General features: G+C 47.3%; 10 protein-coding genes. 4 read left to right on the top strand and 6 right to left on the bottom strand.

The features are described from left to right. Window positions 1-47: 47 nt before the first annotated feature. Complete coding sequence (oxyR, locus tag AOT11_RS08615; protein ID WP_026050199.1) at window positions 48-947, bottom strand: DNA-binding transcriptional regulator OxyR; 900 nt, start codon at window positions 945-947, stop codon at window positions 48-50. Window positions 948-1,220: 273 nt separating this feature from the next. Between oxyR and AOT11_RS08610 the strand changes: the two genes are divergently transcribed. Further along, window positions 1,221-1,493 carry a DUF3624 domain-containing protein gene (locus AOT11_RS08610; protein WP_017419653.1) on the top strand — a complete coding sequence of 91 codons (273 nt, stop codon included), beginning with the start codon at window positions 1,221-1,223 and terminating at the stop codon, window positions 1,491-1,493. 162 nt (window positions 1,494-1,655) lie between these two features. On the opposite strand, the gene argH is transcribed toward AOT11_RS08610, so the two are convergent. The 4 genes from argH to argC form a co-directional block, all read right to left on the bottom strand. Further along, on the bottom strand, window positions 1,656-3,530 hold the full coding sequence (argH, locus tag AOT11_RS08605; protein ID WP_017419652.1) for an argininosuccinate lyase: 1,875 nt from the start codon (window positions 3,528-3,530) through the stop codon (window positions 1,656-1,658). 234 nt (window positions 3,531-3,764) lie between these two features. After that, entirely contained in the window at window positions 3,765-4,979 is a 1,215-nt protein-coding gene (locus AOT11_RS08600; RefSeq protein WP_026050200.1) for an argininosuccinate synthase, read from the bottom strand. Between the two features lie 87 nt (window positions 4,980-5,066). After that, entirely contained in the window at window positions 5,067-5,858 is a 792-nt protein-coding gene (gene argB, locus AOT11_RS08595) for an acetylglutamate kinase (RefSeq protein ID WP_011079346.1), read from the bottom strand. Window positions 5,859-5,880: 22 nt separating this feature from the next. Next, complete coding sequence (argC, locus tag AOT11_RS08590; protein WP_017419649.1) at window positions 5,881-6,885, bottom strand: N-acetyl-gamma-glutamyl-phosphate reductase; 1,005 nt, start codon at window positions 6,883-6,885, stop codon at window positions 5,881-5,883. A gap of 147 nt (window positions 6,886-7,032) precedes the next feature. Here argC and argE point away from each other — a divergent pair, with 147 nt between their 5' ends. From argE to AOT11_RS08575, 3 genes are all read left to right on the top strand, one after another. Beyond that, window positions 7,033-8,169, top strand: a complete 1,137-nt coding sequence (argE, locus tag AOT11_RS08585) for an acetylornithine deacetylase (protein ID WP_017419648.1) — start codon at window positions 7,033-7,035, stop codon at window positions 8,167-8,169. Window positions 8,170-8,388: 219 nt separating this feature from the next. Beyond that, on the top strand, window positions 8,389-11,022 hold the full coding sequence (gene ppc / locus AOT11_RS08580; RefSeq protein WP_026050201.1) for a phosphoenolpyruvate carboxylase: 2,634 nt from the start codon (window positions 8,389-8,391) through the stop codon (window positions 11,020-11,022). 611 nt (window positions 11,023-11,633) lie between these two features. Further along, window positions 11,634-12,173, top strand: coding sequence for a PadR family transcriptional regulator (locus tag AOT11_RS08575; protein ID WP_026050202.1), 540 nt, complete (start codon window positions 11,634-11,636; stop codon window positions 12,171-12,173). Window positions 12,174-12,279: 106 nt separating this feature from the next. On the opposite strand, the gene metF is transcribed toward AOT11_RS08575, so the two are convergent. Continuing rightward, complete coding sequence (gene metF / locus AOT11_RS08570) at window positions 12,280-13,173, bottom strand: methylenetetrahydrofolate reductase (protein WP_017419644.1); 894 nt, start codon at window positions 13,171-13,173, stop codon at window positions 12,280-12,282. Window positions 13,174-13,350 lie beyond the last annotated feature (177 nt).

Below are 13,350 nucleotides of genomic sequence, written 5' to 3'. Positions count from 1 at the left end.
AAGGTTGCCACTGGGGGCAACCTTTTTATTTATTGGCGCAACAAACATTACTGTTCTGAGCCGTTGACGAGCAGTTCTTTGATGGTTGCTGCCAACTGCTCAAAACGCGCACGCAGTGGAGAGCCTGGACGATAAACCACCACGATCGTTCGAGAAGGCACCGGATTGACCGCTTTGATATAACACACGCCATCTTTTTGCTTCTCTTTTGGTACCGAGAGCTCCGGCAGCAAGGTAATCCCAGCCCCCGCAGCGACCATATTGCGCAAGGTTTCCAAGCTGGTCGCTTTAAAGCGTTCATCATCACGTGCACCAGCAGCAAAACAAAATCCTAACGCCTGATCGCGAAGGCAATGACCATCCCCAAGCGCCAATACGGTTTTTCCATTGAGCTCTAACATATCCAGTTGTTCGAGTGCAGCCCATTCATGATGGCATGGCACCGCAACACTTAATGGCTCGTTATACACTTCAATCTCTTTAAACGGTTCCGTTTCAGCAACGGATGCCAGTACCAAACAGTCCAACTTGCCATCTTCCAGCTGGCGAACCAATTGCTGAGTCTGCGCTTCGTGCAAAAACAGCTCCAGCTCAGGGAAACGCTCTTTGAGTTGAGGGACAATTTTTGGCAATAAATAAGGCCCTAGCGTTGGAATAAAGCCAATATGCATCGGCCCTGTCATCGCCCCACTTTGGCCACTTGCCATCTCTTTAAAGGTTTTGACCTCTTTGAGAATGCTTTTTGCCTGCTCAACAAGTTGCAAACCAGCATCGGTAAAAAGCACTCTGCGACTGCTACGCTCAAGCAGCGTTGTCCCTATTTCTTCTTCCAGTTTACGAATTTGTCCGCTTAGTGTCGGCTGACTCACGAAACACGCTTCAGCTGCTTTTCTGAAATGTTTATGCTCTGCCAAAGCCACTAGGTATTCGAAATCGCGAATGTTCATACCCACCTCAATAGAATATAGCTATCAAAAACATAACATCAGATTCTAATAACTATCAAAAATTTTCGTCGTGTTTAATGATGAGATGTTTCATCTTCATCTCATTCTCGACGCTAGAACAAAGGAAATTTGCCGCAAGCAAATAACGACCGCCTCACAGCGGTTTTTATTTCATATTGTACTTAAGTTTCCGTACGTTACTTTTATACTATACCTAATAGGCGGCAGGTTTTGTCATGAAACTTTACTCAATTTATCCATGGAATTGACCACATGTCATGTAACGATTGCTCTCAACACTGGTTTTGGAAAAAGATGGGTCGATGCCAGCGCTGCCTCGATCAATTGACCGTGTTGTCCGTTGTATGCTGGATCATTTGGTGGTTCGCATTTAGAGACAACCCCACCTCAATCGAATCAGTTGCCCTGATCGTGGCTGGGTTTGCTTTTAACATTTTGCTCTTTTTGCATTTATGGATGAGGTACGTGATTTTGCCTTGGCAGGCTCGCAAGCTTAGTGAAAAACAGCGTGATAAGCAGAAATAAAAAAACCCCGCTACCAATCTCGGTGTCGGGGTCTTCCTAGATATTTCTAAGAAAAAGCAGTGGTAACTTTATAGACTGCACTGCTTTCTGATAGTTCCCATAAAATACGATCTTTTTTGATCTTTCTTATCAGTCAAATTAAATTCCCAATGAAATCAAACACTATGCAACTTTAATCTGAGAAATAATCTGCTCACTTAAATTAAATTCGAGCGCGACTTCGTCACACGCATGCTGTCTTGGGCATTGATCGCAGTCTTTCAAGACTTTTTCAGGAAGCAGCGACTTCGAGGTTTGCACGAAGTTCTGTTTTAGGAAGAACTCAGGGGCACGAGTCAGCACAAACAGCTTTTTGATGGCCATGTCTTTGGCTTTATCAATCAGATATTGAACCACTGCTGTCCCCTGACCTTGTCTCTGCCAGCCAGCTTCGATGCCTAAAGAGCGTATCTCTGCCAAACCAGAATCGTAGATGTAAAGGGATGCACACCCCGTCACCAAGCCTTGATGTTCAGACACCGCAAACAAACCAATATCGCGGATAATCTCACTGCGTGTACGCGGTAAATTTTCCCCTAAGTTTGCCCAGTAAGCCACCATGCTCTCTAAGGTTTCAATATCGGTGATGCGCGCAGGACGTACCTTAACTAACGTAGTATCACGTGCTGCAAGACGCTTGTCCGCTTGTTCAACCGCATACGCCACTTGCTTTGGTGATACCCCTCCTAACGCACTGCGCTTCTCAAGACACGACTCAATGGTCAGAATTTGGTAAACATCGGCTTCAATCACTGGAGAGAAAGATTGCAGTTGCTCAAGCGATAGTTCTTCAAGCGCACAGCCTTGTGCAATGGCCCCGACCACCGCAACGCCAACAATATGGTGTGCTTCGCGGAATGGAATCCCTTTGGCCACCAAGTAATCGGCCAGCTCCGTCGAGTTGGCGTAACCTTGTTTCGCCGCTTCAAGGGTACGCTCTCCATTGACTTTAATGCCATCAAAACAAAGCGCGGCCATCTCCATGCAATCATTCCAAGTATCGAGGGCATCGAACAGCCCTTCTTTGTCTTCTTGCATGTCTTTGTTGTACGCCAGTGGTAAGGCTTTTACCGTCATCATCATGCCCGCAAGAGAGCCATACACGCGCCCCGTTTTGCCACGGATCAGTTCTAGTGCATCAGGGTTTTTCTTTTGTGGCATCAAGGACGATCCTGAGGTCACCGTATCGGCTAACTCAATAAAGCCCGACTCGCCAGAGTTGTAGAAAATCATGTCTTCCGCAAGACGAGATAAATGCAACATCGAGATCGAGGCGACTGACATCAACTCCATCACATGATCGCGATCAGAAACCGAATCCAGTGAGTTGCGTGTCGCACGACGGAACCCTAAATCCTGTGCCAGTTGCTCACGATCAATCGGATAAGCGGTGCCCGCTAACGCTCCCGATCCCAACGGGCAGGTGTCAAGACGAGTCAGTGCATCGCTCAATCTCGAATAGTCACGCTCAAACATTTCCACATAGGCCAAACACCAATGTGCAAACGTCACAGGTTGAGCTCGTTGTAAATGCGTATAACCTGGTAGGACCGTGGCTTGATGCTGTTTCGCCACATTCACCATTTGCGTCTGCAATTTATCCAATCCTAACAGCAACTGATGCCCTTGCTGGCGACACCATAATTTCAGGTCGGTGGCTACTTGGTCATTACGCGAGCGACCAGTATGAAGCTTTTTACCCAGGTCACCCACTTTTCCAATGAGCTGCTGCTCGACCCAAGAATGGATATCTTCCGCATCGGAATGAAGAATTTGATGAGGATCTTCCATCACCTCAAGTTTCAATTCGTTAAGCGCAAACTCCAATTTTTGCTGCTCTTCTTTGCTCAGCACATTGACTGACAGCAACGCCTTAGACCAAGCAATAGAGCCGACAATGTCTTGCTCGGCCAGTCGGTAATCAAAGCGAAGCGAATCGTTAAAATCTTTGAACCTGGTATCTGCCGCTTGGGTAAATCTTCCGCCCCATAATGCCATTGCGTCTCTCCTGATGACTATTGCTAACCGGTGTAAGTGTGTTGCTCGCCCCTTACCCATTCATGGTAAGGAAGCAGGTATTGTTATGTGCCCACGTTACGATAAACTCGCCAAAAAATAAAGTATAAATTCATTATTTTTACATATTTATTCATGGTTATTTTTTAAACATTCCATACAAAAAGGCTCAGCAGATGCCTGCTGAGCCTTGTAATTGTCAAACAATAATCGGGTTTATTTCTTTTGGTTGTTCAACGCACGAATACGGCTTGAGAGCGAGTACAGGCGAATAAAGCCACCAGCATGGCTGTGATCGTACACTTCATCTTCACCAAAGGTGGCAAACTCTTCAGAGTACAAGCTGTTGTCTGAACGCTTCTGCGTCACCGTAGCCATGCCTTTATACAGCTTCACCACGACTTCACCATTGACATCCTGTGCCAACTCATCTGCCGCAGCCATGATCGATTTACGCAGTGGTGTGAACCAGCGACCATCATAGACAAGGTGAGATGCTTTTAAACCCAGTTCTTCACGGAACTCAAAAGACGTCTTGTCCAGCACCAACTGCTCAACCGCACGCAGCGCTTCCATCATGATGGTGCCCCCTGGGGTTTCATAACAACCACGAGATTTCATGCCAACCAGACGGTTTTCTACGATGTCGATACGACCAACACCATGCTTCGCGCCTTTTTCGTTGAGGTAAACCAGTGCGTTGTAAGGTGTCATTTTCTCGCCATCCACCGCCACCACTTCACCTTTTTCAACTTGCAGGGTAACGAATTCCGCTTCATTCGGCGCTTGCTCTGGATCGACGGTCCATACCCAGCAATCTTCATTCGGTGCATTCCAGGTACTTTCTAGTACGCCACCCTCAGTAGAGATATGCCACGCATTCGCGTCACGAGAGTAAATTTTGGTCAACGATGCAGCACAAGGAATGTTGCGCTCAGCCAAGTAGTCTAAACACTGCTCACGACTCACAAGATCCCATTCACGCCAAGGTGCGATCACTTTCAGATCAGGGGCCAATGCGGCGAAGGCGCCTTCAAAACGCACTTGGTCATTCCCTTTACCGGTGCAGCCGTGACACAGTGCATCTGCCCCCACTTTACGGGCGATTTCAACTTGTGCTTTGGCAATCACCGGACGCGCCATGGACGTACCCAATAGGTATTTGCCTTCGTAGTAGGCACCCGTTTTCAGCGTTGGGTAGATGTAGTCAGCGACCAATTCTTCTTTAAGATCGACGACATAACATTCTGAAGCGCCTGAAGCTTTGGCTTTCTCTTCGATACCAACCAACTCTTCCTCGCCTTGACCCACATCCGCAACAAAGGCCACCACTTCACAATCGTAGTTCTCTTTTAACCAAGGAATGATCACTGACGTATCCAAACCGCCTGAGTAAGCGACAACCACTTTATTGACATTTAATTTGCTCATTTCCATTCTCCATTTGTCTGGCCTGCACTCGGCGGTCAGTGCCATACGACTTCTTAATCTTGTTGAGTTAACTTTTCATTCAAATAGTTATGCAGGTAAGAACTGGGTACCGATACTTTCTCCGGCAAACAGTTTTTCCAGATTTTCTGGATAGCGCCACGTTGCGACTTCTATCGCGCGCCCTAAATCGTTTGCGGCTTCTAAGGCAGCTTGGACTTTGACAATCATGCCATCGGTAATCACTTTGCCTGCAATCAAGGCATCGGCTTCTTGTTGATTTAAGCTCTTAATTAAGTGCCCTTTGCCATCAAGCACCCCACTCACATCAGACAGAAGGACCAGTTGTGCGTCTAATGCCCCAGCCACTGCAACGGCGGCTTGATCGGCGTTGACGTTCATGAGCTGCCCCTGCGCTGTTAAACCAATTGAGCTGATGATCGGTAAGGCGCCTGCGTTCAAAATCGTTTGCAACAGGCTTGAATCTCCTGGCGTCGCTTTGCCCACCGCTCCGAGCTCTGGATCCAACTCTTCAACCTGACATAATCCACCGTCGGCAAGGCTTAATCCAATGGCATTCAGACCATCCGCCATCGCTTGTCCTTGCAGCAATTTGTTCGCAGTCCCTGCGAGCGCGCCTGCAATCAGCGGAATTTGATCGTAAGGTGTTACACGTAAACCGTTTTTCTTCACTGTCGGAAGTTGTAACTTTTCCATCAGCTCATCCACTAGGTAACCGCCACCATGCACAATCACAATTTGTCGTTGCTCTTTTTGTTGATAGCTCGCGATGGCTCCAAATAGTTGACTCAAGGTTTGGCTGCACGATAGCGCCGCACCACCTAGTTTGATTACAAGAGGATTTAAGCTTGGTTGTGTCATCTTCTTTTCCTTACCCAAAGCGTTACAGCAAGGCTGTTAGTGGTGAAAAACCGTAGTGAATATTTAGGCACTGCATCGCTTGGCTCGATGCCCCTTTTAATAGGTTATCGATGGCCGAAATCACAATGATGTGCTGACCTTGAACCTTCCAGCCAAGATCGCAGAATGGGGTAAATTCGACATCCTGAATGCGTGGGACAACATCCCCTTTAAGGCGCACCGCAGGTTTTCTGTCATAGGCTTGCGCAAAAGCGTGCGCGACTTGCTCTTTCGTCACACCATCCTGCAACTTCATAGTAATCGTCGCCAAAATGCCACGTTTGAAGTTGCCAAGGTGAGGCGTGAAGATCACATCACAACCAAGATGGTGAACGATTTCCGGTTGGTGTCTGTGATTAAAAATGCCATAAGGTTGTAAGCTGACTTCACAAAAACTGCTTGTCATCGACGCTTTGCGACCTGCACCAGAAACACCGCTGGTTGCATTAATCACCGGCCATTGATTGGTATCCACTAACTGAGAGGCCAACAACGGCTTAATCGCCAACTGTGCCGCTGTGGTGTAACACCCTGCGACCGCCACCAATTGACTGGCTTTAATGGCTTCTTCATTCCACTCAGCCAAACCATATGCCGCTTTGTCCAACCACTCACTGTGCTGGTGTGCAAAACCGTAAAACTGAGTATAGAAATCATCGCCTTTCACACGGAATGCACCTGAGAGATCAAACACCTGACAACCTTGCTGCAAAAAGAGCGGAGCAAGGTCATGGCTGACTTCATGTGCCGTCGCCAAAAAAATCACATCAGAGTCTTGGGCTACCCCGAGCGGATCCGTTAGCGGCAACACGGGCATTTCAATCACACCCGCGAGTTTGCCATGCAGTTGAGAAATACACTTGCCGGCATCACTGCTATTGGCGGATACATACAAACCTGCTAGCGTGAGCTCAGGGTGTTTCTCTACCATCAGTGCCAACTCAGCGCCTGTGTAACCGCTGGCACCTATGATTGTGGTTTTTAACATCTCAGTACATCCGTAAACTTAGAAAGTGTAAAAGTGACTATTCATATTTAAAATTTGCTTTATATTGATTTTTTATTCATTAAATATGAGTTAATATGTGTTTTACCTTTTTGTTACCCAACTGTCAACAGGGGAAGTGAATAATCTATGCAATTACCGAGTTTTCTTGATGTTTACCGTGGCTTAATTTCCACCTCATCCATCAGCTCTAGCGACCCAAGTTGGGACCAAGGCAACCAAGCGGTGATCGAAAAGCTCTCCGACTGGTTTGCCGCGTTGGGCTTTGATGTGGATGTAACCGAAGTCGAACCAGGTAAATACAATTTATTGGCACAGAAAGGTCAGGGAGAGGGCGGACTACTGCTGGCAGGACACAGTGATACGGTGCCTTTTGATCAAGGCCGCTGGAGCTTTGACCCTCACCAACTCACTGAGAAAGACAACAAGTTCTATGGTTTGGGCACCGCCGACATGAAAGGCTTTTTTGCTTTTATTTATGAAGCCGCCAAGCGCATGGATTGGAAAGGACAAAATAAACCCCTTTATGTGCTGGCGACGTGCGATGAAGAGACCACCATGCTCGGTGCGCGTCACTTTAGTGCACATACTCCTTTTAAACCGGACTACTGCATCATTGGTGAGCCAACGAGTTTAGTACCCGTACGTGGACACAAAGGCCATGTCGCCAATGTCGTGCGAGTCACAGGGAAATCGGGCCACTCTTCTGATCCATCATTAGGGGTCAATGCCATCGAGATCATGCATGAAGTACTGTTCGCGCTGATGCAACTGCGTGATACGTTAATCAAGCAGTATCATAATCCAGGGTTTGCTATCCCTTCTCCAACACTGAATCTTGGTCATATTCATGGGGGCGATAGTGCCAACCGCATCTGCGGTTGCTGTGAATTGCATTATGACGTAAGGCCTCTTCCTGGCATTAGTCTCGACGGTTTGGATAATCTGCTGCGTGGGGCACTAAAAGAGGTTGAAGCAAAATGGCCGGGGCGGATTGAGATCGTGCCGCTGCACGATCCGATCCCAGGTTACGAGTGCCAACATGATCATCCCTTTATTCATGGCATCGAAGATCTCTGTGGTACACCATCACAAACCGTGAACTACTGTACCGAAGCGCCATTTTTGCAGCAGCTCTGCCCCACGCTGGTACTGGGTCCGGGCTCTATCGACCAAGCTCACCAACCCGATGAATTTCTGGCGTTTGACTTTATCGACCCGACAATTGATGTGCTCAGTAAAGCAATGCGCAAATACTGTTTTTAGTTGCATGTCGGCAGAGTTGCTTAGAGCGACTCTGCCTTATAAATTGTAATAAATTTTCAATATCGTTTATTTACAAAGCAATACTTTGCTTTAAGTCAGAACAGCGAGCGAATATTTGCAAACTTAGTCTGCTTTATTTGACTAAATATATTAAATTTCGCTAGATTGGTGGCTTAACAAGGAACAATGGATGTAATTTTTTTACGAGGCAGGATGACAATGAACGAGAAATACGCCGCGCTCAAGAGTAATGTCAGCATGTTGGGGCACTTATTGGGTAACACCATTCAAGAAGCCCACGGTGACGAAATCTTAGAGAAAGTGGAGACCATTCGTAAGCTCTCCAAATCTGCCCGCGCAGGCAATCAGGCTGATCGTAACAACCTGATTGAAGAAATCAAAAGCCTGCCAGATGAGCAACTCACTCCGGTGGCTCGCGCTTTTAACCAATTTCTGAATTTGACCAACATTGCCGAGCAATACCACACCATCTCTCGCCATTGCGATGCACACGTGTGTGAGCCGGATGCGATCAATACGCTATTTGCCAAGCTTGGTCAAAACGGCATCAATAAACTCGATACCGCCCAAGCGATTCGTGAATTGAACATTGAGTTGGTGCTGACTGCGCACCCTACTGAAATCACGCGCCGCACCATGATCAATAAACTGGTCAAAATCAACGAGTGTCTGTCTAAGTTGGAGCTGAGCGATCTCTCTTACAAAGAGCGCCACAAGACAGAAAAACGCCTCGAGCAACTTATCGCACAAAGCTGGCACTCAGACGTGATTCGCAAGCAGCGCCCAACGCCACTCGATGAAGCGAAGTGGGGGTTTGCCGTGGTGGAAAATTCACTCTGGGAAGCGGTGCCAGATTTCCTACGTGAACTCGATGAAAAGCTCAAAGACTATCTAGACCAAGGCTTGCCAATCGATGCTCGCCCTGTTCACTTCTCATCTTGGATGGGCGGTGACCGAGATGGCAACCCATTTGTGACCCATACTGTGACACGTGAAGTGTTACTCCTCTCGCGCTGGAAAGCGGCGGATCTTTACCTCAAAGACATCAATGAGTTGATCAGCGAGCTGTCAATGACCAAGTGCAACGACACCGTTCGTCAATTGGCAGGGGAAGATGAACACGAGCCTTACCGCGCCATCTTGAAACAACTGCGCACGCTGCTGAGTGATACCAAAGAGATCCTGGATGCGAAAATTAACGGCCAGAAGCTGGCGGTAAAAGCGCCACTGCAAAGCGTTGAGCAACTTTGGGATCCTCTTTTTGCCTGTTATCAGTCACTACGTGAATGTGGCATGAGCATGATCGCAGAAGGCTCACTGCTCGATACACTGCGTCGCGTCAAAGCGTTTGGTGTACATCTTGTTCGCCTAGACATTCGCCAAGAAAGCACCCGTCATGCTGATGTCCTTTCAGAGCTGACACGTCACTTAGGCATTGGTGATTACAATCACTGGAGCGAACAAGACAAAATCGCTTTCTTGACCAATGAATTGTCATCGAAGCGCCCTCTACTACCGCGTGATTGGCAACCTTCAGAGCCAGTCAAAGAAGTGCTCGATACGTGCAAAATCATTGCCGCGCAATCTCGTGAAGCGTTTGGTGCTTACGTCATCTCGATGGCCAAAACAGCCTCTGATGTACTCGCTGTGCACCTATTACTGCAAGAATCAGGCTGCCCTTATCGCATGGATGTTTGCCCACTGTTTGAAACACTCGACGATTTAAACAACGCCGAAGCGGTGATCAAACAACTGATGAGCATTGACCTCTATCGTGGCTTTATTCAAAACCATCAAATGGTGATGATCGGCTATTCCGACTCAGCAAAAGACGCCGGCGTAATGGCGGCAGGCTGGGCTCAATACCACGCGATGGAAGCTTTAGTGAACGTCGCAGAACAAGAAGGCATTGAGCTGACCTTATTCCATGGCCGTGGCGGTACCATTGGTCGTGGCGGTGCACCAGCTCATGCAGCGCTGCTGTCTCAACCACCAAAGAGCTTGAAAGGTGGCCTACGCGTAACCGAACAGGGTGAGATGATTCGCTTCAAACTCGGTTTGCCTGATGTGGCTGTTAACAGCTTCAACATGTACGCCAGTGCGATCCTTGAGGCCAACTTGCTGCCACCACCAGAGCCAAAACAAGAGTGGCGTGATCTGATGGAAGTGCTGTCGCAAGTAAGCTGCGAAGCCTACCGAAGTGTGGTTCGTGGTGAGCCAGACTTTGTCCCTTACTTCCGCCAAGCAACACCTGAGCTGGAGTTGGGTAAACTGCCACTAGGCTCTCGTCCTGCTAAGCGTAACCCAAATGGTGGTGTGGAAAGCCTACGTGCCATTCCTTGGATTTTCTCTTGGAGCCAAAACCGCTTGCTATTGCCTGCGTGGTTAGGCGCTGGTGAAGCGATTCAGTACTCGATTGACAAAGGCCATCAAGCGCTTTTAGAAGAAATGTGCCGTGAATGGCCATTTTTCTCCACGCGTTTGGGCATGCTTGAGATGGTGTACCTAAAGTGTAACAGTGAGATTTCTCGTTACTATGATGAACGTCTCGCTGACAAATCGCTGCTACCTCTTGGTGATCGCTTACGTGATCAGCTACAAAGCGACATCAAAGCGGTGCTTAACGTCGAAAACAACGAGAACTTGATGCAAAGCGATCCTTGGGGTCAAGAGTCTATTCGACTACGTAATATCTACATCGAACCGTTAAATATGCTTCAAGCAGAATTGCTTTACCGCACTCGCCAAGCTGGCGTGGTATCGGAAGAGCTTGAAGAAGCGTTGATGGTGACCATCGCGGGTATCGCCGCAGGTATGCGTAACACCGGTTAAGTTCATTGAGACGTAAAAGAGCTGGCGACTTACGCCAGCTCTTTTTGTTTCAGAGCCCATCCTTGCCCCCTACTCTTCAATGGCCTCATGCCATTTTTCCTCTTGTCACTGATATTCTCTCCCCACATCTCTCAATGAGAGGAAAGCATCATCAGGCGTTTCAAGCACTCATTTCAGCCACGATTCGTTCTTGCCGCCATTTTATAAAAATTACTCATTCTGTGCTCCAGATCACCATCACCATGTAAGAACAACAACAAAAAACCAGAACATAAAGCTACATTAAAAACCAAATGACGCACATTAAAAGCACTTTATTCTACAAAATATCACTATTGAGCATTTTGTTAGTTTTTTGGGTAATATTGTCCTGCTATTCCACTTTATGCTTATTATTTAGATATACTACTCATCCGCTGCGGATCACACATCAAATATTATTTCCGTAGCCTGATGGAATCGCTCCATCCACCCTAGGTGATAAACGGCTTTAAAGGTGACAGGACCAACATTGTTGGTGCTGACTGCACATAAACAAATTGCATCAACAAGAATGTAAACGCCGTGCAGGCAGCTTGTTCATAAGTTTATTGACCATTTGGATTGAAGACATGTCATTACCACACGTAATTCTAACCGTTTTAAGCACTCGCGATGCGACCGGTTACGATATCACTAAAGAATTCTCCGCTTCTATCGGCTACTTTTGGAAAGCAAGTCACCAACAGGTGTACCGTGAGCTGAATAAAATGGCAGAGAAAGAGCTGGTAACTTGTGTATTGGAACCGCAAGAAGGCAAGCCGGATCGCAAAGTTTATTCAATTACCGACGCTGGACGCTCAGCATTAGGTGAGTGGTTTGATCAACCGACAGCCCACCCAACTGTACGCGACGAGTTTTCAGCAAAACTGATGGCTTGCTCAGTACAACCCTCTACACCTTACCGCGCTCAGCTTGCTGAGTTAGTAGAAGAGTCTCGCAAGCTTGTCTCACACTACAAAGAAATTGAAGCCGCGTACTACGCGACACCATCGACACTGGATAAGCAAGGCCGCCTAGAGCGCCTCACCTTGCGCCGTAATTTAATGATGCGTGAAGCTTGGGTACGCTGGGCAGAAGAAGTGTTAGCCGAACTGGATATCCTCGGCTAATCCACCAGCCACATACGCTAGGCAATATGGCGGTGATGATTTGAAATAGCAAAACGGCTCCTGATAAGGGAGCCGTTTTTATATGAGGGAGAGATGGAAAGTCAACTTATGCTTTCTTTGGACGAACCCCTAAGGTATGACAAAGCGCGTAAGTCATTTCTGCACGGTTTAGGGTATAGAAATGGAAATCTTTCACGCCTTCACGGCTTAGGATACGAACCATATCAATGGCCTGACTTGCACCCACAAGCTGACGCGTCACAGGATCATCCTCTAAGCCTTCAAACTGCTTTGCCATCCAACCAGGCACTTTAACGTTATTCTGCGCAGCAAAGCGAGAAGCTTGCTTGAAGTTAGAAACTGGGAGAATGCCAGGGACAATTTCAACGTCAATGCCTGCCGCCACACAGCGATCGCGGAAACGTAAGTAACTTTCTACATCAAAAAAGAACTGTGTGATTGCACGGTTTGCTCCGGCATCCACTTTACGTTTTAGATTGAGCAGATCCGCTTGAGCGCTTTTCGCTTCTGGGTGCACTTCTGGAAACGCTGCCACTGAAATATCAAAATCGTGCAATGACTTAAGTAGCGTCACCAAATCCGACGCATACATATCTGGCGCACCACCACCAGGAGGAATATCACCTCGCAGTGCCACGATATTTTTAATGCCATTCGCCCAATAGTCGTTGGCAATATTGATCAACTCTTCACGGCTGGCATCAATACAGGTTAAGTGTGGAGCAGCAACTAAGCCCGTCTGCGCTTTGATCTCTTTAATGATTGAGTGTGTGCGATCACGCTCACCTGAATTCGCACCGTAAGTCACAGAAACAAACTTAGGCTGCAGTGTTTTTAAACGATGTACCGAATTCCACAACGTTTCTTCCATTTGCGGCGTACTTGGCGGAAAAAACTCAAAGGAAACATTGATATTGTCTGATAACTCAGCGATATTCTGATTTAAAGCGTCGATATGACTAGCGTGCGTGTATCCCATCTTCCTCTCCCTGTGACCCTTCGCCACAAAATAAATCTCAATCCTTAAATCGACGTTTAGACGTCTATATGTCCACAGAATGTATTGAATACGATTTAATGTCAACCTTGTGATTATGAATTTTTCTCAAGTTCATAATGAGCATAGTTCAAGTAGAAAAAAGGGACCGCTTGGGTC

The sequence above is a fragment of the Vibrio vulnificus NBRC 15645 = ATCC 27562 genome, from assembly GCF_002224265.1.
In the GTDB taxonomy this organism is placed as follows: domain Bacteria; phylum Pseudomonadota; class Gammaproteobacteria; order Enterobacterales; family Vibrionaceae; genus Vibrio; species Vibrio vulnificus.
Note: the sequence above shows the minus strand (reverse complement) of the source record. Positions and strands in the feature narration are given on the sequence as shown.

Coding starts and splice junctions, on each gene's coding strand:
- AOT11_RS08610 (WP_017419653.1), top strand. CDS start 1,221: ATGTCATGTAACGATTGCTCTCAACACTGGTTTTGGAAAAAGATGGGT.
- ppc (WP_026050201.1), top strand. CDS start 8,389: ATGAACGAGAAATACGCCGCGCTCAAGAGTAATGTCAGCATGTTGGGG.
- oxyR (WP_026050199.1), bottom strand. CDS start 947: ATGAACATTCGCGATTTCGAATACCTAGTGGCTTTGGCAGAGCATAAA.
- argC (WP_017419649.1), bottom strand. CDS start 6,885: ATGTTAAAAACCACAATCATAGGTGCCAGCGGTTACACAGGCGCTGAG.
- metF (WP_017419644.1), bottom strand. CDS start 13,173: ATGGGATACACGCACGCTAGTCATATCGACGCTTTAAATCAGAATATC.
- argH (WP_017419652.1), bottom strand. CDS start 3,530: ATGGCATTATGGGGCGGAAGATTTACCCAAGCGGCAGATACCAGGTTC.
- argB (WP_011079346.1), bottom strand. CDS start 5,858: ATGACACAACCAAGCTTAAATCCTCTTGTAATCAAACTAGGTGGTGCG.
- argE (WP_017419648.1), top strand. CDS start 7,033: ATGCAATTACCGAGTTTTCTTGATGTTTACCGTGGCTTAATTTCCACC.
- AOT11_RS08575 (WP_026050202.1), top strand. CDS start 11,634: ATGTCATTACCACACGTAATTCTAACCGTTTTAAGCACTCGCGATGCG.
- AOT11_RS08600 (WP_026050200.1), bottom strand. CDS start 4,979: ATGAGCAAATTAAATGTCAATAAAGTGGTTGTCGCTTACTCAGGCGGT.